Source organism: Streptomyces sp. NPDC003032 (genome assembly GCF_053591415.1).
On the sequence record NZ_JBSFTT010000001.1, the window covers coordinates 182,250 to 201,137 of the forward strand.

Genomic DNA, 18,888 nt, shown 5'->3' on the forward strand with positions numbered 1-18,888 from the left:
TCACGCTCCCTTCTTCGCGCGGCGTACCCGGCGTTCCGTCGGCTGCGTGACGCGGTCGAGCATCAGGCCGAGGCAGACGATCGCGGCACCGGCCACCAGGCCCGTCGCCAGGTCGCCCTGCGCGATGCCGAACACCACGTCGTAGCCGAGCGCGCCACCGCCGACCAGACCGCCGATGACGACGACGGCGAGGACCAGGACGACGCCCTGGTTGAGGGCGAGCAGGAGTGCGGGGCGGGCCAGCGGCAGCTGGACCTGGCGCAGCTGCTGCCAGCCGGTGGCGCCGAGCGAGCGCGAGGACTCCATCGCGGCGGCGTCGACCTGGCGCAGGCCCTGCGTGGTGATGCGGATGACGGCGGGCAGCGCGTAGACGACGGCCGCGGCGACCGCGGGGGCGCGGCCGATGCCGAAGAGGGCGACGACCGGGATCAGGTACACGAACTGCGGCATCGTCTGGAACACGTCGAGCACCGGGCGGAGCAGGCGTTCGAACCGCGTGCTGCGGGACGCCGCGACGCCGATCGCGAAGCCGAGGGCCAGGGTCACGGCGACACCGGCGAGGACCTGCGAGAGCGTGTCGAGGGACTTGTCCCAGACACCGAGTACGCCGATCGCGCCCATCGCGGCGACGGCGGTCAGCGCGGTCTGCCAGGTGCCGATCAGCCAGGCGAGCGCGGCGACGATCAGCAGCACCGACCACCAGGGAAGGTCCTGGAGCCCGTCGCGGACGGGGTTGAGGACCCACGTGGTGAAGTGGGACGCCCAGTCGGCGGTGCCGCCGACGACGGGCACGCCGGTGTAGAGGTGGTCGACCATCCAGTCCTTGGCGGTGTTGACCGACGGGGCGATGTTCACGACCCAGCCGGTCGGCCAGTCCACGCGGTCCGCGAAGCGGGCGGCGAGCGCGGCGACGACGGTCACGGCGGCGGCAACGGACCAGCCGCGCCGGCCGCGGAGCGGCGACGTGTCCTCGGCGTGCGCGCCCACCTTCTCGCCCGCGGCGCCGGTCACCCGGTCCAGGACGACGGCGAGCAGCACGATCGGGATGCCGGCGGCGAGCGCCTGGCCGACGTCGACGGTGGAGAGCGCCTGGTAGACGCGGTCGCCGAGGCCGCCCGCGCCGATTACCGAGGCGATGACGGCCATGGAGAGCGCCATCATGATCGTCTGGTTGACGCCGAGCAGGAGTTCCTTGAGGGCGAGGGGCAGCCGCGCGGTGAGCAGGCGCTGGCGTCCGGTCGCACCGAGCGAGGCCACCGCCTCCATCACGCCGGCGTCGGCGCCGCGCAGGCCGAGCGCGGTGAGCCGGGCCATGGGCGGGGCCGAGTACACGACCGTCGCGAGGACGGCCGCCGGGACGCCCATGCCGAAGACGAGGGCGAACGGCAGCAGATACGCGTACGCGGGAAGGACCTGCATGGTGTCGAGGACCGGCCGCAGGACGCGGAAGGCCCGGTCGTTGAGCCCGCCCGCGAGGCCGAGCAGCAGGCCGACCACGACCGAGGCGAGCACCGCGACGATCATCAGGGCGAGCGTCTGCATGGTCGGCACCCACATGCCGAGCAGCCCGCACACGGCGAACGCGGCCGACGCCGTGACGGCGAGCTTGACGCCCGCCACGCGCCAGGCGACGAGCCCGGCGGCGGCGGTGACCCCGGCCCATCCGGCGGCGAGCAGCACCAGGTAGACGCCGCGCACGGAGAGCACGATGGCGTTGCTGATGTGCCCGAAGAAGTAGGTGAACAGCGGGTGGCTGTCGCGGTTGTCGATGATCCAGTCGGTGGTCCTGCCCAGCGGCTCGGTCAGGTCGACGGTGAGGGCGTCCGGCCAGGCGCCGGAGGCCCACTTGGCGTTGAGGATCGGCACGAGGACGGCCGCGGCGACGGCGAGCAGCAGGAGTTTGCCGACGGCACGGTGACGCAGGAGCGCGCCGATTCCCGTATCCCGTACGGGACCGGACGCGGTGGCGGTGGCCATCAGGCGACCACCTCGCCCTTGTCGGGGGCGGTGGATGCGGGGCCCGCGGGGGCCGCGGTGCCCGCGATCACGGCGAGCAGCCCCGCGTGGTCCACCACGCCGAGGCACCGCTTGCCGTCCATCACGCGCACCGGGACGCCGGTGCGGGCGACGGCCTCGATGGCCTCGGAGACCTTGGCGTCGGGCGCGAGGGCCGCGCCGCGGCTCTCCTCGTCGTCGGCGGCGGGGCGCATGGCGCTGCGTACGCTCATCACGTCGGCGCGCGCCACATCGCGTACGAAGTCGCGGACGTACTCGTCGGCCGGGGAGCCGACGATCTCCTCGGGCGTGCCGCACTGGACGACGCGGCCGTCGCGCATCAGGGCGATGCGGTCGCCGAGCTTGAGGGCCTCGCTGAGGTCGTGGGTGATGAAGACCATCGTGCGGCCCTCTTCGCGGTGCAGGCGGACGACTTCCTCCTGCATGTCGCGGCGGATCAGCGGGTCGAGGGCGCTGAACGGCTCGTCGAACAGGAGGACCTCGGGGTCGACGGCGAGGGCGCGGGCCAGGCCCACGCGCTGCTGCTGGCCGCCGGAGAGCTGTCCGGGCTTGCGCTGCTCAAGACCCTCAAGGCCGACCTTCTCGACGACTTCGAGGGCCTTGGCGCGGCGCTCGGCCTTGCCGACGCCCTGCACCTCGAGGCCGTACGCGACGTTGTCGATGACGGAGCGGTGCGGCAGGAGGCCGAAGTGCTGGAAGACCATGGAGGCGCGGTGGCGGCGCAGTTCGCGCAGGCGGGCCCTGTCCATGGCGAGGACGTCCTCGCCGTCGATGGCGATGGCGCCGGAGGTCGGCTCGATGAGCCGGGTCAGACAGCGTACGAGAGTGGACTTGCCGGAGCCCGACAGGCCCATGACGACGAAGACCTCACCCTTCTTGACCTCGAAGGACACATCCCGCACGGCGGCCGTGCAGCCGGTCCGCTCACGCAGTTCGGCGGGGCTCAGGCCGTGCAGCGAGGTGTCGTCCGGTATGCGCTCGGCCCGGGGCCCGAAGACCTTCCAGAGGTTCTTGACGGCGAAGACGGGCCCGTCGCCGGAAGCCCCGGCCCCGGCCCCGGCCTCGACGTGCTTCGTCACGGTGGCTTCGCTCATCGGCCGTCACCAGCCAGCATCTCGGCGCATTTCTCCCCGACCATGAGCACTCCGATCATCGGGTTCACGGCGGGCATCGTCGGGAAGACGGATGCGTCCGCGATACGGATTCCTGCCATGCCCCGGATCTTCAACTCCGGGTCGACCACGGCGAGTTCATCAGTGGAAGCACCCATTCGGCAGGTGCCGGCGGGGTGGTAGACGGTGTGCGCGGCCTTGCGGACCAGCTCGCTGATCTCGGCGTCGCCGGTGACCTCGGGCCCGGGGAAGACCTCGCGCTTGAGCCACTTCTTGAACGGCTCGGCCTGCGCGACCTTGCGCGCCAGCTTGATGCCGTCGACGAGGGTCTGACCGTCGTAGTCGACCCCGTTCTCGTCGAACTCGAAGTACTTGAAGTCGAGCGCGGGCTTGACCTCCGGGTCGGCCGACGTGAGGTAAAGCCGGCCGCGCGCGCGGGACTTGGGGATGTTCGGCGTCATCGAGACGCCGTGCTCCGGACGTTCGTAGCCGAGCCGCTCCGGGTTGTCCGTGAACGGGATCTGGTAGAAGTGGAACATCAGGTCCGGGCCCTTGTGGTCCGGGTCCCGCTTCACGAACAGACCGGCGTCCGAGTCCATCGCGGAGTTGCCGGGGATCGGCCCGTTGGTCTCCCAGACGATGACCGACTCGGGGTGGTCGATGAGGTTCTCGCCGACGCCCGGCAGGTCGTGGACGACCGGGATGCCGAGCGCTTCGAGGTCCTTCTTCGGCCCGATGCCCGAGTGCATGAGCAGCCGCGGCGTGTCGACGGCACCGGCGCAGACCAGCACCTCTCGGCGGGCGGTGAGCAGCTGCTCGACGCCGTCCTTCGTCCGCATGTGGACGCCGCGCGCTGTCTTGCCGTCCAGCTCCAGCTTGGTGGCCCAGGTCTCCAGGAACAGGTGGAGGTTGGGGCGGTCGCCGGCCTCCATGTGGGGGTGGAGGTAGGCGACGGACGCGGAGGAGCGCTTGTTGTTCTCCGGGTGGTACGCGAGGTCGAAGAAGCCGACGCCCTCGTCGAAGGGCTTGTCGTTGAAGCCGACGACCTCCGGGACGCCGAGCGCGGTCTTCGTCGCCTCGACCCAGTCGGTGGCGATCTGGTTCTGGTCCTTCTTGGCGACGCGCACGATGTTGTTGCGCAGCTTGCCGAAGTAGGGGTCCATGGCCTTGGCGCCCCAGCCGGCCGCGCCCGCCGCCTCCCACTCGTCCCAGTCGGACGGCAGCGGCCTGAAGGAGATCAGGGTGTTGTGCGAGGAGCAGCCGCCGAGCACCTTGGCACGGCTGTGCAGGATGTGGGAGTTGCCGCGAGGCTGCTCGGTGGTCGTGTACTCGTAGTCCAGCTCGCCGCCGAGCAGACCGAGCCACTTGCGCAGCGTGAGGACGTCCTCGCGGTCGATGTCGCTGGGGCCGCCCTCGATGACGGCGACGGTGACGTCCGGGTTCTCGGTGAGGCGGGAGGCGATCACCGATCCGGCGGTGCCGCCGCCGACGATGACGTAGTCGTACGCGGTCTGGGACATGCGGTTACTCCAACGTTCTGCGCGTAATGAGTGGTCGTACGTACCGGGGCTCAGCCCGCGAACCAGCGGACCGGCCGCGGCGCCAGGTTCTGGTAGATGTGCTTGGCCTCGCGGTACTCGGCGAGTCCCGCGGGACCCAGCTCGCGCCCGACGCCGCTCTTGCCGAAGCCGCCCCACTCCGCCTGCGGCAGGTAGGGGTGGAAGTCGTTGATCCAGATGGTGCCGTGGCGCATCTTGCGGGCCATGCGGCGCCCGCGCCCCGCGTCACTGGTCCACACGGCGCCCGCGAGGCCGTACTCGGTGTCGTTGGCGAGCGCGACGGCCTCGTCCTCGGTACGGAAGGTCTCGACGGTCAGGACGGGCCCGAAGACCTCTTCCCGTACGACCTTCATATCGCGGTGGCACTGGTCGAGCACGGTCGGCTCGTAGAAGTAGCCCTCGGCGGGCCGGACGTCGCTCGGCTCGGGCCGCTTGCCGCCCGACCGCAGCACCGCGCCCTCCTCCAGGGCGGAGGCCACGTACATCTCGGTCTTCTCGCGCTGCTGCCGCGAGACGAGCGGGCCGCATTCGACGCCGTCCTCGGTGCCGCGCCCGAGCTTGATCTTCCGGGCCCGGCGGGCGAGTTCGGCCACGAAGCGCTCGCGGACGGACTCCTCGATGATGAGGCGGCCACCGGCGGAGCAGACCTGCCCGCTGTGGATGAAGGCGGCGTTGAGCGCCTGGTCGACGGCGGTGTCGAAGCCTTCGTCGGTGGTGCAGGCGTCCGCGAAGACGACGTTGGGGTTCTTCCCGCCGAGCTCCAGGGCGACCTTCTTCACGCCGAGGGCGGCGGCCTGGGCGACCTTGGTGCCGGAGAGGAGGCCGCCGGTGAAGGAGACCAGGTCGACGTCGGGGTGGTCGGCGAGGCGGGCGCCGACGGTGTGGCCGGGCCCGGTCACGATGTTCGCGACACCGGCGGGGAGCCCCGCCTCGACGAGCAGCTCGACCAGCGCGACGGTCGTCAGCGGCGTGATCTCGCTCGGCTTGATGACGAAGGTGTTGCCGGCGGCGAGCGCGGGCGCGACCTTCCAGCTGGCCTGGAGGAGCGGGTAGTTCCAGGGCGTGATCATCGAGCAGACGCCGATGGGCTCGTGGACGACGACGCTGTGGATGTCGTCGCTGCCCGCGTCGACGACGCGCCCGCCGCCCTCGCCGATCACGAGGTCGGCGAAGTAACGGAAGGCGTCGGCGACACAGTCCACGTCGACGCGCCCCTCTTCGAGGGTCTTGCCCGCGTCGCGGCTTTCGAGCAGCCCTATCTCTTCACGGTCGCGTATGAGCAGGTCGGCGACCCTGCGGAGCAGGGCGGCACGCTCGGCGACGGGCGTGGCGGGCCACGGCCCGTCGTCGAAGGCCCTGCGCGCGGCGGCGATGGCCGCGTCGGCGTCCTCGGTCCCGCCCTCGGCGATCAGCGCGAACGGCTTGGCATCGGCCGGGTCGAGGATCTCGCGGGTGGCGCCGGAGGCGGCGCTCAGCCACTCTCCGCCCACATGGATGGTGTGTTGTGCGGACACGTCCCGTTTGCCTTCCGTTCCTGTCATATGCCCCGCCTGTCACTCACGGCAGCCGGGTGCACCTGCCCTACGGAGGCGAAAGCATGCGTGTTCGATGGCCGAAAGTGCGCTGTGTCACTGTGCGGCCGCCTCTACGGGGTCGTCGTCGAACTCCATCTCGTCACGCGCGGTGAGACCGGCGACCCAGAGAGGCGTCAGCCAGTGCACGACGAAGACGGTGAACAGAACAGGAAAAAGGGCCCCCTCGACCTCCACACCGGCGAGAGCGGCGACTCCCGCACCGACGGTCGCCGCCAGCAGCACCCACAGCATCACGCGCTGGGCGAGGGCGGCGACCCGGCTCCTCTCCGCGCGCTGGCGCTCATCAAGCGCGCGGACCCGCAGTTCGAGCAGCCCACGCGTAGAACTGTTGATCACCCCGGTCGCGAAGCACCACGGCAGCAGCAGGCCGAGCATGGTGAACGTGGCCCAGCGCTGATCACCCACGACGGTCGCCAGCCAGGCGGCGACGCTCACGGCGGTCAGGGCGATATGCGTGACGACCCACCCACGCCTGCGCGCGGCGGTGGCGTGAAAGGGCGCCGCCTCACGGCGGTTCATCAGCCGGTACATCCACCGGTCGTAATTCGTCATAGGCCGCTGGTCGCTGGTCGCTGGTCGTCATCGTCATCAGTGGTTCCTCCCGTAAACCTGATCGGTGAGCGGGCGAAACGGCTCAAGCGAGAACACGGCCTCGACCGGCAGCTCGAAGAACTTGGCGATCTTCAACGCGAGGTCGAGGCTCGGGTTGTACTGCCCCCGCTCGATATAGCCGATGGTCTGGTAGTGAACCCCCACCGCCTCGGCCAGGCCCTGACGCGACACCTTCCGCTCGGCGCGCACCATCGCCAGCCTGTTGTGCACTTGCTCGCTCATGTATAAGAAGTACTACATTCATGAGTACGTCGGCAACAGTCGTCGGCTTTGGTGTGGAGCTCGGCCCAGACGACCTTGCTCGCGCGTCGCAGGTCGTACCCCCAGCGGTCGCTGAGGGCATCAACGAGGAGCAGACCGCGGCCGCATCCGGCATCGTCCGGTGGATCGGTCATCGTGGGGACCACTCGGGACGTGTCGGCGACAGCGATCCGGACGCTGCCGTTCCCGACGCGCGTGATGGCGACGCGGACCAGACGGCATCGCGTGTGGGCGATGACGTTGGCGACCAACTCGGAGACGATCAGCGTGCCCGCGTCCGTGAGGGTGTCAAGCCCCCACATCTCCTCAAGGTGGCGCGCCCGCCCGTTGCCCGGCGGTCGATGTTCAGTCAACGGCCACGGCAGGGCGCGAAGGGGCTCCGAGGTGTGACCCCAAGGCGGAGTCACCGAAGACTTGCTGTGCGTAACATCGGGTGGGCGCGCAGTAAGGGGGGCGAGATGGACCGCCAGGCAGCAGACCCGCGCGAAGTCGTCGCAGGCATGCTCGACGACGCTCGCCTGCTTGCGGCCTGCGCGCAGCGCGACATGGGAACACTGTTCCGCCTGCTCAATCACCGAGGGGTCAGCACGCGGCGTCTGGCAACGGCCGTCGACATCACTCAAGGCCGGCTCTACGACTACATGAACGGCAAGAGCCGGGTCGAAAAGCTCGCGTTGTTCGAGCAGATCTCGGACGCCTTCCACATCCCTGGCCACCTACTCGGGCTGGCACGGCGGACATGGGAGACACCGACGACCGAGAAGTGTCCGCGACACCCTCAAGGGCCGCCGGAAGGTGGTGACTTGGCCGCCATAAATGCCTTTCGGGCAGCCGACCGCCAGACGGGCGGAGGACGGTTGTACAGGGCCGTAGTGCGGCATCTCGGTGACCACGTGGCCCCGCGCCTGGTCGACACGGGCACCGGCCCACAGATCTTCGCGGCCGCGGCGGCGCTGACCGAAATGGCCAGCTGGATGGCTCACGACTCCGGTCGAGACGCGCTGGCCGAACGCCACTTCACTCGGGCGCTTCCGTTGGCTCGCACGTCCGGTGACCTGCCCTTGGCCGCGCATGTCGCCGCGAGCAGCAGCCACCTCGCCCTTCAGACAGGAGACGCTCCACGCGCTGCGCACTGGGCCTTGACCGGCCTGCGCCTCGCGAGCCAAGGCCCGCGTATCGCGGCCCTCGTAGCCCGCCTCCATGTCATGCACGCCCGCGCCCTCGCGGCAGCTTCACAACAAGCCCCGGCGTACCGCGCCCTGGAACAGGCCCACCGCACACTCACCGCTTATACAGATGCCGAGCACCCTTGGCTGAGCCTCTTCGACGGTGCGGCTCTGGCCGGTGAACCGGCCCTGGTCCTGTGCGACCTGGAACAGCATGAGCAGGCCCTGCCGCATGCCGAGAACGCGGTCCGGCTCCGCGAGGACGGCCGGGTCCGGTCCCTGGCGCTCAGCCGCATCACCCTCGTCGGCATCCACCTACGCCGGATGAATCTCGACGCGGCGCTCGGCGTGGCCACCGACCTCCTCGGCACCAGCCCTGCCCTTGGTTCCGTTCGCGTGGCCTGCCAGCTCGACGCGCTGCGCACGGTGTTGTCCCCACACCGGACATACCGCCCAGTTCGCGAGTACCTGGCACGGTTCGACGAGGCGCGGCACGCGAGAATGCTGCTGCTGGCCGACATCATCCCGCCCAGGGAAGGCACCGCTGCATGAGGCCCACACCGGCCGACGCCGACGCCTGGAACGCGTATCTCGCGGAGGGCAACGCCAAGCAGGCCCGGAAGCGCGTGGCGGCAGATGTGCTCCTTCGGGACCCCGCCGGTCGTCTACTGCTCGTGAGGCCCACCTACAAGCCGGGCTGGGATCTGCCGGGAGGCATGGCCGAGGCGAACGAGTCGCCTGAGGACGCGGTCCGGCGCGAACTGCGGGAGGAACTGGGACGGGAGGTCGACCTTCTCGGCTTCTGGTGGTGGACTGGGTCGCCCCGCACGGGCCATGGGACGACCAGATCGCCTTCGTCTTCGATGGCGGCACTCTCGACGACGTCGGGGAGTTGCGCCCTCATGACCAAGAGCTGTCCGAAGCGGCGTTCGTGCCACTGGAGAGGGCGCGTGAACTGGTCAGGGAGCGAATGCGGCACCGGCTGGACGCGGCGATACGGGCCCTTGAGCAGAAGCGCCCGCTGTACTTGCGTGATGGTGCGGCCGACTGGTGACTCCCTCGCCCCACCCACAAGGCCCAGCTCCTACCGGATCACGCATCCCGCGACCCGGTGCGCCGCGACACGGTGGGGCTCGACGCCCCTAAAGAATCCGGCCAAGGAACTGCCAACCATCCCTTCCCGCTCCCCGCCAACTCCCCTTGTCATCAGTACGAGTGACGGAGTGGCGCATGCCGCGGCGGGCGCGCTACGTTCGCGCCGACAACCACAAACAGAAACGGCCCCCGGCGGGACTGCAATCCCGATCCGAGGGCCTAGTCACGAGGAACAGCACTTCCCCATGAGTTCCCTTGAGTCTAACGCCCCTGCCCCCGGCAGCACCGCGACCGGCGGCGGTGTCACCCACATCCGCCACCGCCACGCCACCCACTTCACCGTCGTCGGCAATCACCTCGCCCAGCACCGCGGGCTCTCCGCGACCGCGATCGGCCTCGCCGTCTACATCCAGTCCCTGCCCGACGGGGCACACGTCGGCATCAAGGTCCTGGCCGCGCACTTCCCGGAGAGCGAGTACCGCATCGCCGCAGCCCTACGGGAACTCGAAGCCGCGGGCTATCTGCGACGCGTCAAGGAACGCACCAGCGGGCAGCGGATCGTCACGCGTACGACGTACGTCGAGTGCCCCGGCACCACTCCCCGCACGGCCCCGGCCCCGGAGGCCCCGCGCGTCTGCCTGGCCAACCCGCCGCGCGCCACGGTCACACCGCCTCCGCCCACCGGGCCCGCCGCCGATCTCCTCGCCGGGCTGCGCCGCCACGATCCGCGTCTGACCCTTTCCGTACGCGATGTCGCCGCCCTCGTTCCGGCCGTCGACGCCTGGCTGGAGCGGGATGTTCCGCCCGTCCAGATCGCCCGCACGCTCTGCGCGAACCTTCCCGGCCTCGCCATTCACCGCCCGGCCCGGCTCCTCGCCCACCGCCTCGCGCAGTGGCTTCCGCCGTCGCTGCCCCGTCCCGAGGCGGCGTCCGATGTCATCCCGCTCCAGGAGTGCGAGGGCTGCGACCGGCCGTTCCGCGCCCCGGAGCCCGGGCGGTGCCGTGACTGTCGGGTCCCGGACGTCGCCGTCGCCGTCGCCGCGGCTGTGCCCGACGTGCGGTCACTCGCGGGCTGAGGCGGGCTGAGGCGGGCTCAGGACGGGAGCCAGTCCCGGGCCGGGACGCGCCCCAGCCAGCGGTGCGTGTTGGCCAACGGCTGGCACAGCGCGGCGAGTTCTGTGCGGGGCGTTGGGCCCGCCAGGAGGATGACGCGGATGCCCGGCGTCGCGGGCAGGGACAAGCCCGCCGGGAGCAGCGCCGCCCGCATCGCCAGCCCGCTGCTCGTGGTCGACGGCGGTGACAGCGTCATCCCGGGCGTGGTGAACGGCGCCCGCACGGCGGACTGGCTCACCGCCTCACTCCGCGCCGAATGAACCGGCCGGCGCGGACGCCCGCAGCAGAAGCTCCCGCGCACACCCCCGCAGCCACGCATGCGCCGGATCCGCGTCGTGCCGAGGATGCCAGGCCATGCCCAGCGGCAGCGGCGGCAGATCGAGGGGGATCTCGAAGGTGACGAGGCCCAACGTGTCCGTCAGGGAGCGGGACCACGAGGTCACCAGGCCCACGAGATCCGTGCGCGGCAGGATGAAGACGGACGACGCGAACGTCCCCACGCTGCCCACCACCCGCCGCCGCAGGCCGAGTTCGGCGAGCGCGGCGTCCAGCGGCCCGGAGAGACGGCCGCGCCGCGACACGGTGACGTGGTCGGCCGCCGCGAACCGACGCACCGTCAACTCGCCTTCCAGCAGCGGATGTCCACGGCGTACGACACCGAGCATCCGGTCGTCCCGAAGGTGCTCCACGCGCACCTCGGGCTCGGTCGCGTCGATGACGCCGAGTTCCAGGTCGGCGGTGCCCTGCCGCAGCAGAGGCGCGTCCACGTGGCTCTCGCCCAGGAAGCGGAGCCGCACGCCCGGGGCCTCCTCGGCGGCGCGGGCGAAGAGCGCGGGGCCGTAGGCGGCGGCGAGCGCGTCGTTGCCGAGGATCGTCAGGGTGCGGGAGACCGTGCGCAGGTCGACGGCGCCGGGCCCGGCGAAGAGCGCGCGGGCCCGCTCCACCACGGCGCTGACCTCAGCGTGAACGGCCAGCGCGTGCGGCGTCGGCACCATCTGCCGCCCGGCCCGTACGAGGACGGGGTCGCCCAGCGCCTTGCGGATGCGGCCGAGGGTACGGCTCATCGCGGGCTCCGAGAGGTGCAGGCGCCGCGCGGCACCGGACACGCTCTGCTCGTCGAGCAGCACATCGAGGGCGAGCAGCAGATTGAGGTCGAGGCCCGCCCCGCTGGCATCCCTGGAACTCCTGGAACCGCCAGAACCGCCGGAACCGCCGGAACCGCCGGAACCGCCAGAACCGCCGGAACCGCCGGATTGCGTCATACGCATTCACCCCTTGCGAAAGTTGCACTGGAAAGCAAGTCGGCGCCGAGCCTACGGTGGCAGCACATCCCACGCCACGACGCTCCCCAGGAGGAGCCTTGCTCTCGCCTGCCCGCACACCGAACCCGGCCCCGACCCGGCCGCCCGTCACCGAGCCCGCGCTGAAACGGTCGACCCTCCTCACCCTCTGCGCCTGCGTCATCGTCGCGCAGGGCATGGTCGCCGCCATCAACCTCCTCGTCCCGCAGCTCACTTCGTCCTCCCTGCACCCGTCGGCCGGCGAACTGCTGTGGACGGTCGACGCGTACGTCATCGTCTTCGCGGGGCTCCTCATCCCGGCCGGCGCGCTCGGCGACCGGTACGGCCGCAAGGGCGCGCTGCTCTGCGGACTCGGGCTGTTCGCCGCCGGGGCCGCCGTCAGCGCGCTCGCCGCCTCCCCGGCGGTACTGATCGCCGGGCGCGGCGTCTCCGGCGCGGGCGCCGCGCTGATCATGCCCGCGACCATGTCGATCCTGATGCGCGTCGCGCCGCCCGCACACCGCCCGCGCGCCCTCGCCTCCTGGACGCTCGCCGCCGGCCTCGGCGGGCTCGCGGGCAACCTCGGCGGCGGATTGATCGGCCAGTACCTGTCCTGGCGCGCGCTGTTCTGGGTCATGGTGCCGCTCGCCGCGCTGCTCGCACTCGCCGTGGCCCGCGCGACTCCTCGCACCGACAAGGCGGTCGAGGCCCCCGCCCTTGACCCCGTCGGCACGCTCCTGCTGACCGGCGGCCTGTTCGCCCTCCTCTTCGGCATCATCGAGAGCCCGCTGTACGGCTGGACGTCCGCCCGCATCCTGGGCGCCTTCGCGGTGGGCGCCGCCCTGATCACCCTGTTCGCCGTCCACACCCTGCGCTCGCGCGCCCCGCTCTTCGACCCGCGTGTCTTCGCCTCCCGGCGGCTGCGCGCCGCGACACTCGGCACGGCCGCGAGTTTCTTCGGGCTCTTCTCGCTCTTCTACGTCAACTCGCAGTACCTGCAGTACGTGAAGGGGTACGGCGCCGCCCGCGCGGGCCTCGCCATCATCCCGCTCACGGTCGGCATGGCGGTGGTCCCCCGACTCGCGGCGCGCTGGTCGGGACGGCCCCGGCCGGTGGCGGGCGGCGGACTGCTCCTGATCGGCCTCGGCCTGCTCGGCACGTCCACCGCCGGAGCGTCGACTCCCTACGCGCTGTACGCCTGTTGGCTGCTGGTCATCTCGGCGGGCACCGGTCTGTGCGTGCCCGTGCTCACGCTCAGCGTCGTCGGCTCGCTCCCCGCGCGCCAGGCGGGGCTCGGCTCCGGGCTCAGCACCTCGGCGCGCGAGGTGGGCGCCGCGCTCGGCGTGGCCGTCACCGGAACGACGCTCGCCTCGCACGCGTCGGCGGGCTTCGCGGACGGCATGGCGACGGCGCTGCGCGTCGTGGCGCTGGTGGTGGTGGCCGCGGCGGCAGTCGTGACCTGGGGGTACGGAGAGACACGACGCCGCCCCCGGCGGCCGCGGTGAGCGGCCGCCGGGGGCGGAAGGTCCCCAAGGGGCGTCGTGGGTCAGATGAGGCCGAGACCGCGCACGGCCTCGCGCTCCTCGGTGAGCTCCTTGACGGACGCGTCGATGCGCGCACGCGAGAACTCGTTGATCTCCAGGCCCTGGACGATCTCGTACTTGCCGTCCTTGGCGGTGACGGGGAAGGAGGAGATGAGCCCCTCCGGAACGCCGTACGAACCGTCCGACGGGATACCCATGGAGGCCCAGTCGCCGTCGGCCGTGCCGTTGACCCAGGTGTGGACGTGGTCGATGGCGGCGTTGGCGGCGGACGCGGCGGAGGACGCGCCACGGGCCTCGATGATCGCGGCGCCGCGCTTGGCGACGGTCGGGATGAAGTCGTCGGCGAGCCAGGCCTGGTCGTTGACCACCTCGGCGGCGTTCTTGCCGGCGATCTCCGCGTGGAAGATGTCCGGGTACTGGGTGGCCGAGTGGTTGCCCCAGATGGTGAGGCGCTTGATGTCGGAGACCGACGAGCCGGTCTTCTTCGCCAGCTGCGACAGGGCGCGGTTGTGGTCCAGACGGGTCATCGCGGTGAAGCGCTCCGCCGGTACGTCCGGGGCGGCGGCCTGCGCGATCAGCGCGTTGGTGTTGGCGGGGTTGCCCACCACCAGCACCTTGATGTCGTCGGCGGCGTGGTCGTTGATGGCCTTGCCCTGCGGCTTGAAGATGCCGCCGTTGGCCTCCAGGAGGTCACCGCGCTCCATGCCCTTGGTGCGGGGGCGGGCGCCGACGAGGAGGGCGACGTTGGCGCCGTCGAAGGCGACGTTCGGGTCGTCGCTGATCTCGATCGAGTTCAGCAGCGGGAAGGCGCAGTCGTCGAGCTCCATGGCGGTGCCCTCGGCGGCCTTCAGCGCCGGCGTGATCTCAAGAAGGCGCAGGTTGACCGGCACGTCAGCGCCGAGCAGGTGGCCGGAGGCGATGCGGAAGAGCAGCGCGTAGCCGATCTGGCCGGCCGCGCCGGTGACGGTGACATTCACGGGAGTGCGGGTCATGGCGATCTCCGTAAGACAGCTGGCGGTGGGGTTCCCTGTCCCTCGTACTGGTGTACTGGATCCCCTTTTTCCTGGATCCCCGCCGACGCCGCGCCGAGTTCTCGATCGCCTCTCGATGATCGATCTCTTGGCATCAAGAGAGATCCGCCGCCAGGCTATCGCGCCCCGGGCGGGCCCGACCGCCGGGTCGGTGTGGCCCGGCCCACAGATCGCGCCACCGGGCGTGGGCGGGGTCCAGTGGCCCGGGGGAGGCGGTCGCCACCTCGGGGGAGGGAGCGTGGCGACCGCCGTGGGGGTGTGACCACTCCCGTGGGGGTACGGTGCGCCTGCCCTCACCTCTCCGGGTCATGCACTCCTCTCCCCTTTTTTCTCCCGCGTCGCGCGGAGCGAGCATGGTGGAACCGAGTAGGCCCAGCGGCAAACGCGAGCGCCCACACGGCCCGCCCAAGGCGGCGCCCCGCACAACTGCGTACAGCCCGCTACTACTGCGTACAGCCCGCTTCCCCCGAGACCAACGCCGCGCACGCCTTGGCCGTGGCCCCCGCCTTGACCGCCACCATCGGCGTATACGCGTCGAAGTCCTCGTTCACCGTGCCCGTCTGCTTGGCCGATGCGGCCCCGCCGGAACCCGTGATCGTGACCTTGTCACCCGGCGTCGCCTGGGTGATCCGCGCCCACGCGGCCCCGCACGTCTTGCTGTACCGCACCTCGATCAGCGTCTTGCCGACCGTGGCCCGTGACGTCGTCGTCGCCAACTCGCCGCCACAGCCCATGTTCTCGGGGTCCTTGCCCGCGCAGTCCGCGCCGCTGCACTCCACCCCGGCGGGGAGCTTCGCGTCGCTCGTGGTCGGCGCCACGGACGGCTTCGTCTCGTCCTTGGCCTTGTCGCCGCCGCCCAGATCCGTGAGGAAGACCGCGGCCGCGATGACGACGAGGGCCCCGACCACTCCCGCGAGGAACATCGTCAGCTTCCGCCGCCTCCGCTGCCTGTCGGGCGAGTCGCCGCCGCGGGGAGGCCCGGCGGCCGGCGGCGCCCCCGCCGCGCCCCCGCCGACCCCGCCGAAGGCCGACACGGACGCGTCACCGTACGAGGACGGTGTCTGCGGCGGCACCGTGGGCGAGACACCCGCCGGCCCCGCCACACCCGTCAGACTCCCAGCACCCCCGGAGCCGTTCCGCCGCCCCGGCTTGGCGGTCTTGGACAACTCCGAGGGGGACGAGGAAGGGGCGGACGAGGAAGGGGGTGAAGCGGAAGCCGGGGGCGCAGACGCAGACGCAGAGGCGGAGGCGGGCGATGCGGGGGACGCGGCCGGGCCCGCGCCCGGCTCCCCCAGCTCACCCAGCGCCGCCCGCGCCTGCGAGATCCGTATCGCCTGCATCGTCATGTCGTGCCGCATCTCGGACCGGCTCCAGGCCCGCTCCGCCAGCTCCCACATGGTGATGAGATGCACCGGCTGCGTGCCCGTCACCTCGGCCAGGGCGACGATCGCCCCCTTCGGCGCGAGGAGCCGCCCGTTCAGATAGCGCTCCCACGACGTCTTGCTGTAGCCGGTCCGGTCCGAGACCGCCGCGATGCTCAGCCCGCTGCGGTCGACCAGCCTGCGCAGCTGGTTGGCGAACTCCCTGACCTGCGGGTCGAGCTCATCCGGTAGCGCCTTCCAACGAGGCATTACTCCCCCTCTGTTCCCCCCGTACGTGCCTGTCCTGCCCCCGTACGTTCCAGTTCCGCCCCCCGCGTGGTGCCTGCGGTCACCTTCCGGCACTACCCAGAGGGATGCGTGGAGCCAGGATGTCAGTTCCCGGAGCGGGGGCGCACGGGCGCGTTATGGGCCACCGGCGTGCACCGTCGCACCCCCGCAGTGTCCCACCGCCGCGCGCGGTCCGTCACAGACATCGGATCAGGCTCGTTGCAAGCCGCGCACACCGTTGCGGAATGGTCACCTCCGCGCCACAGGGACCCGGCATCCCTTGAACGCGATTGGCGCGTCCATGACTCTGGTTCTCAAGCGGAACGCACCGCTTACATCGGGAGATTCCACCAGGAAGCACACCTCCCCGAACGGCGGCGCCCGTCCTCCCACGGGGGAGAGGACGGGCGCCGTCTCTTTTCCCCGAAAGGGTGCACTTCAGCCGTATTCATGCCGCAAGCCCGAAAGGCCCGTCAGAGTCGGTGACGCAACGGCAGCACGCACCTCACCAAGGGAACGCAGACATGAAGCGCCTCACCGGCACCCTCCTCGCCGTCTCCGCCCTCCTGGGCACCACCCTCGCGACCTCCCCCACCGCCGCGGCGACCCCCGCGGTCCGCCAGCCCCACAGGGCTTCGCCAGCCGCGGTCCAGGGCACGGCCCCGGCCTGCGTCAAGCGGGACGTCATCAAGCACAAGAAGTACGTGAAGGTGACCAACCTCTGCGGCCACGCCATGCACCTGAAGGTCGTCATCGACTGGGGCAACGACTCGCCGTGCCTCACCTACCAGCACCGCGAGCAGTGGGAGTGGAACTGGGGCCGTGGCTCCTACGGCAAGGTCGTCACCTGCTGAGCCACACCAAAGGGCGTCAGGCCCCCGCCCCCGGCCCCACACCCGGCGTGACGAGCCCCGTCTCATACGCCACCACCACCGCCTGCGCCCGACTGTCCAGGTCGAGTTTGCTCATCGTGCGGTTGAGGTGCGTCTTGACGGTGGCCTCGCTGATGTAGAGCCGCTCGGCGATGTCCGCGTTGGTGAGGCCCCGCGCGATCAGCTTCAGGACCTCGACCTCGCGCAGGGTCAACGCTCCCAGGTCCGGCGGGGGCCGACGGTCGTCGCCGTCGCGTCCCGTCGTCTGCCGCGCGAACGCCTCGACGAGGCGCCGCGTCACGCTGGGCGCGAAGAGCGCGTCGCCGCCGCCGACCGCCGCCACCGCGGCCAGCAGCCGTTCCGGCCCGGAGTCCTTCAGCAGGAACCCGGAGGCGCCCGCGCGCAGCGCCCCGTACACGTACTCATCGAGGTCGAAGGTGGTGAGCACCAGGACACGCGGGGCCGGTTCGACGGCCTGCGCGAGGATTTTCGTGGTGGCCGTGATGCCGTTCATGCCCGGCATCCGGATGTCCATGAGGATGACGTCGGGGCAGGTGCGGGCGGCGAGTTCGACGGCCTCGTCCCCGTCGCCCGCCTCGCCGACGACCTCGATGCCGGGCGCGGCGCGCAGCAGTCCGACCAGTCCCGCACGGATGAGGAACTGGTCGTCGACGACAAGTACCCTGATGGAGCCGGTCATCCGGTCATTCCGCCCCGTCGTTCCCCCGCGCCACGGCCTGCGCCGAGGTCGGCAGGGTGAGACGCACGGCGAATCCCCCCTCGCTCAGCGGGCCGATGCTGATCGTCCCGCCGTAGAGCTTGGCCCGCTCCCGCATTCCAATCAAGCCATGTCCACTGCCGGTTCGCACTCTGTCCTGAATCACCCCCTGCCCGTCATTGATGACCGAAACCTCGATGTGCCGTTTGCGGTAGGCGAGTTCGACGGCCGCATCGGCTCCGTGGGCGTGCTTGAGTACGTTGGTCAGCGCCTCCTGCACCACCCGGTACGCGCACAGTTCGATGCCGGGGGCGAGCGGCCGCGCGGTTCCCGTGACGCGCAACTCGACGCGCACGCCGCCCGCGCGGACCCGCTCGACCATCTCCGACAGCCGGGCCAGCCCCGGCATGGGCGCCTCCGGCGCGCCGCCGTCGCCGTCCTCGCCGTCCTCCGCGCGCAGCAGCCGCAGCATGCGGCGCAGCTCTTCGAGCGCCTCGCCGCTGGTGCCGGAGATGGTGCCGAGCGCGGCGCGCGCCGTGGCGGGGTCCGAGCCGAAGACGAACGTGGCGAGGCCCGCCTGCACGGATATCACCGACATGTGGTGGGCGACCACGTCATGCAGCTCACGGGCGATGCGGCCCCGCTCCTCGGCGACCTCGCGCCGGGCCCGTTCTTCCTGCTCCCGCTTCAGCTGCCGGGCCAGTTCGGCCGTCCGGCGGGCGACGTACCCGAAGCGCCACAGCACCAGCGGGAAGCCGATGGCCTGCGCGACGACGGCCGCCATCCCCGAGCCGTCCGCCAGCAGACCGGCGTAGATCCACACCGCGCCCATCAGGGCCGCGCAGGGCAGGGAGACGCGGGTGGGCCGCAGCGACGCGGCCGTGTAGACGGCGAGCATGGGCGCGAAGGTGTTGAGGACCGGCCAGTAACCGGCCGTGACGTACACGATCCACACCGCGTGCACGAAGAGGAGTACGGCGAGCGGCGCCCTGGCGCGCAGCACCGCGGGGAGATTGGCGAGAGCCAGCAACGTGTATCCCGCGGCGTCGAGTTCGGGCCAGCCCTGTCGCACGGACTCCTGGCCGAGCAGTACGGCCACCGTGATCAGGGCGACCGCGATGAGCGCGTCGACGACGAGGGGGCGGTTCCGCATCGCCGCAGCGTAACCCTCGTGCGGGCGCGTGAACGTCAACCATGCGCGGTACCGCGGAAGTTGTAGGAACCGGGCGGCTACGACGTGGGGTGCGCCCGAACGTCAACCCGCT

17 protein-coding genes and 1 pseudogene are annotated in these 18,888 nt (G+C 71.2%); 6 read left to right on the forward strand and 12 right to left on the reverse strand.

The genetic code is table 11. From position 1 onward, the window contains the following. The 7 genes from ACWDZ7_RS00945 to ACWDZ7_RS00975 form a co-directional block, all read right to left on the reverse strand. A complete protein-coding gene (locus ACWDZ7_RS00945; protein ID WP_451793807.1) occupies positions 1–1,977 on the reverse strand; it encodes an ABC transporter permease in 1,977 nt (658 codons plus the stop codon). Then, positions 1,977–3,110: a quaternary amine ABC transporter ATP-binding protein gene (locus ACWDZ7_RS00950; RefSeq protein WP_451793809.1), complete on the reverse strand. Its 1,134-nt coding sequence runs from the start codon at positions 3,108–3,110 to the stop codon at positions 1,977–1,979. Before ACWDZ7_RS00950 ends, ACWDZ7_RS00945 begins: the two co-directional genes overlap by 1 nt. Further along, entirely contained in the window at positions 3,107–4,648 is a 1,542-nt protein-coding gene (locus ACWDZ7_RS00955) for a GMC family oxidoreductase (RefSeq protein ID WP_451793810.1), read from the reverse strand. The genes ACWDZ7_RS00950 and ACWDZ7_RS00955 overlap by 4 nt, the downstream gene beginning before the upstream one ends. 50 nt (positions 4,649–4,698) lie before the next feature. Then, complete coding sequence (locus ACWDZ7_RS00960) at positions 4,699–6,228, reverse strand: aldehyde dehydrogenase family protein (protein ID WP_451793811.1); 1,530 nt, start codon at positions 6,226–6,228, stop codon at positions 4,699–4,701. A gap of 87 nt (positions 6,229–6,315) precedes the next feature. Beyond that, a complete protein-coding gene (locus ACWDZ7_RS00965) occupies positions 6,316–6,834 on the reverse strand; it encodes a hypothetical protein (protein ID WP_451793813.1) in 519 nt (172 codons plus the stop codon). Between the two features lie 36 nt (positions 6,835–6,870). After that, positions 6,871–7,116: a helix-turn-helix transcriptional regulator gene (locus tag ACWDZ7_RS00970; RefSeq protein ID WP_451793814.1), complete on the reverse strand. Its 246-nt coding sequence runs from the start codon at positions 7,114–7,116 to the stop codon at positions 6,871–6,873. Next, complete coding sequence (locus tag ACWDZ7_RS00975) at positions 7,113–7,457, reverse strand: ATP-binding protein (RefSeq protein WP_451793816.1); 345 nt, start codon at positions 7,455–7,457, stop codon at positions 7,113–7,115. The genes ACWDZ7_RS00970 and ACWDZ7_RS00975 overlap by 4 nt, the downstream gene beginning before the upstream one ends. Before the next feature lie 156 nt (positions 7,458–7,613). Between ACWDZ7_RS00975 and ACWDZ7_RS00980 the strand changes: the two genes are divergently transcribed. From ACWDZ7_RS00980 to ACWDZ7_RS00995, 4 genes and pseudogenes are all read left to right on the forward strand, one after another. Then, on the forward strand, positions 7,614–8,873 hold the full coding sequence (locus ACWDZ7_RS00980) for an XRE family transcriptional regulator (protein WP_451793817.1): 1,260 nt from the start codon (positions 7,614–7,616) through the stop codon (positions 8,871–8,873). Then, positions 8,870–9,375 (forward strand): annotated as a pseudogene (locus tag ACWDZ7_RS00985) (NUDIX domain-containing protein). The gene ACWDZ7_RS00980 and the pseudogene ACWDZ7_RS00985 overlap by 4 nt, the downstream one beginning before the upstream one ends. Before the next feature lie 286 nt (positions 9,376–9,661). Further along, positions 9,662–10,492 (forward strand): helix-turn-helix domain-containing protein, encoded by an 831-nt coding sequence (locus ACWDZ7_RS00990; RefSeq protein WP_451793818.1) that lies wholly within the window; start codon positions 9,662–9,664, stop codon positions 10,490–10,492. Between the two features lie 129 nt (positions 10,493–10,621). Then, positions 10,622–10,789: a hypothetical protein gene (locus ACWDZ7_RS00995; protein ID WP_451793819.1), complete on the forward strand. Its 168-nt coding sequence runs from the start codon at positions 10,622–10,624 to the stop codon at positions 10,787–10,789. On the opposite strand, the gene ACWDZ7_RS01000 is transcribed toward ACWDZ7_RS00995, so the two are convergent. After that, entirely contained in the window at positions 10,772–11,797 is a 1,026-nt protein-coding gene (locus tag ACWDZ7_RS01000; protein ID WP_451793820.1) for a LysR family transcriptional regulator, read from the reverse strand. The two genes, ACWDZ7_RS00995 and ACWDZ7_RS01000, sit on opposite strands and share 18 nt — an antisense overlap. Positions 11,798–11,889: 92 nt before the next feature. On the opposite strand from ACWDZ7_RS01000, the gene ACWDZ7_RS01005 reads away from it, so the two are divergent. Then, positions 11,890–13,314: an MFS transporter gene (locus ACWDZ7_RS01005; RefSeq protein ID WP_451793821.1), complete on the forward strand. Its 1,425-nt coding sequence runs from the start codon at positions 11,890–11,892 to the stop codon at positions 13,312–13,314. Positions 13,315–13,355: 41 nt separating this feature from the next. On the opposite strand, the gene ACWDZ7_RS01010 is transcribed toward ACWDZ7_RS01005, so the two are convergent. Beyond that, complete coding sequence (locus ACWDZ7_RS01010; protein ID WP_451793822.1) at positions 13,356–14,345, reverse strand: malate dehydrogenase; 990 nt, start codon at positions 14,343–14,345, stop codon at positions 13,356–13,358. Positions 14,346–14,827: 482 nt separating this feature from the next. Next, positions 14,828–16,015: an XRE family transcriptional regulator gene (locus tag ACWDZ7_RS01015; RefSeq protein WP_451793824.1), complete on the reverse strand. Its 1,188-nt coding sequence runs from the start codon at positions 16,013–16,015 to the stop codon at positions 14,828–14,830. A gap of 542 nt (positions 16,016–16,557) precedes the next feature. On the opposite strand from ACWDZ7_RS01015, the gene ACWDZ7_RS01020 reads away from it, so the two are divergent. Beyond that, the gene (locus ACWDZ7_RS01020; protein WP_451793826.1) at positions 16,558–16,887 is read left to right on the forward strand and encodes a hypothetical protein; all 330 of its coding nucleotides are present in this window, start codon (positions 16,558–16,560) and stop codon (positions 16,885–16,887) included. 16 nt (positions 16,888–16,903) lie between these two features. On the opposite strand, the gene ACWDZ7_RS01025 is transcribed toward ACWDZ7_RS01020, so the two are convergent. Both ACWDZ7_RS01025 and ACWDZ7_RS01030 read right to left on the reverse strand, forming a co-directional pair. Beyond that, on the reverse strand, positions 16,904–17,605 hold the full coding sequence (locus ACWDZ7_RS01025; RefSeq protein WP_451793827.1) for a response regulator: 702 nt from the start codon (positions 17,603–17,605) through the stop codon (positions 16,904–16,906). Between the two features lie 4 nt (positions 17,606–17,609). Further along, on the reverse strand, positions 17,610–18,776 hold the full coding sequence (locus tag ACWDZ7_RS01030; protein WP_451793828.1) for a sensor histidine kinase: 1,167 nt from the start codon (positions 18,774–18,776) through the stop codon (positions 17,610–17,612). Positions 18,777–18,888: the final 112 nt, after the last annotated feature.

Bases quoted from the DNA above. Each gene is read 5' to 3' on its own strand.
- ACWDZ7_RS00965 (WP_451793813.1), bottom strand. From the start codon at position 6,834: ATGACGAATTACGACCGGTGGATGTACCGGCTGATGAACCGCCGTGAG.
- ACWDZ7_RS00955 (WP_451793810.1), bottom strand. From the start codon at position 4,648: ATGTCCCAGACCGCGTACGACTACGTCATCGTCGGCGGCGGCACCGCC.
- ACWDZ7_RS01000 (WP_451793820.1), bottom strand. From the start codon at position 11,797: ATGCGTATGACGCAATCCGGCGGTTCCGGCGGTTCTGGCGGTTCCGGC.
- ACWDZ7_RS01010 (WP_451793822.1), bottom strand. From the start codon at position 14,345: ATGACCCGCACTCCCGTGAATGTCACCGTCACCGGCGCGGCCGGCCAG.
- ACWDZ7_RS01030 (WP_451793828.1), bottom strand. From the start codon at position 18,776: ATGCGGAACCGCCCCCTCGTCGTCGACGCGCTCATCGCGGTCGCCCTG.
- ACWDZ7_RS00975 (WP_451793816.1), bottom strand. From the start codon at position 7,457: ATGTGGGGGCTTGACACCCTCACGGACGCGGGCACGCTGATCGTCTCC.
- ACWDZ7_RS01015 (WP_451793824.1), bottom strand. From the start codon at position 16,015: ATGCCTCGTTGGAAGGCGCTACCGGATGAGCTCGACCCGCAGGTCAGG.
- ACWDZ7_RS01020 (WP_451793826.1), top strand. From the start codon at position 16,558: ATGAAGCGCCTCACCGGCACCCTCCTCGCCGTCTCCGCCCTCCTGGGC.
- ACWDZ7_RS00950 (WP_451793809.1), bottom strand. From the start codon at position 3,110: ATGAGCGAAGCCACCGTGACGAAGCACGTCGAGGCCGGGGCCGGGGCC.
- ACWDZ7_RS00945 (WP_451793807.1), bottom strand. From the start codon at position 1,977: ATGGCCACCGCCACCGCGTCCGGTCCCGTACGGGATACGGGAATCGGC.
- ACWDZ7_RS01025 (WP_451793827.1), bottom strand. From the start codon at position 17,605: ATGACCGGCTCCATCAGGGTACTTGTCGTCGACGACCAGTTCCTCATC.
- ACWDZ7_RS00980 (WP_451793817.1), top strand. From the start codon at position 7,614: ATGGACCGCCAGGCAGCAGACCCGCGCGAAGTCGTCGCAGGCATGCTC.
- ACWDZ7_RS00970 (WP_451793814.1), bottom strand. From the start codon at position 7,116: ATGAGCGAGCAAGTGCACAACAGGCTGGCGATGGTGCGCGCCGAGCGG.
- ACWDZ7_RS00990 (WP_451793818.1), top strand. From the start codon at position 9,662: ATGAGTTCCCTTGAGTCTAACGCCCCTGCCCCCGGCAGCACCGCGACC.
- ACWDZ7_RS00995 (WP_451793819.1), top strand. From the start codon at position 10,622: ATGACGCGGATGCCCGGCGTCGCGGGCAGGGACAAGCCCGCCGGGAGC.
- ACWDZ7_RS00960 (WP_451793811.1), bottom strand. From the start codon at position 6,228: ATGACAGGAACGGAAGGCAAACGGGACGTGTCCGCACAACACACCATC.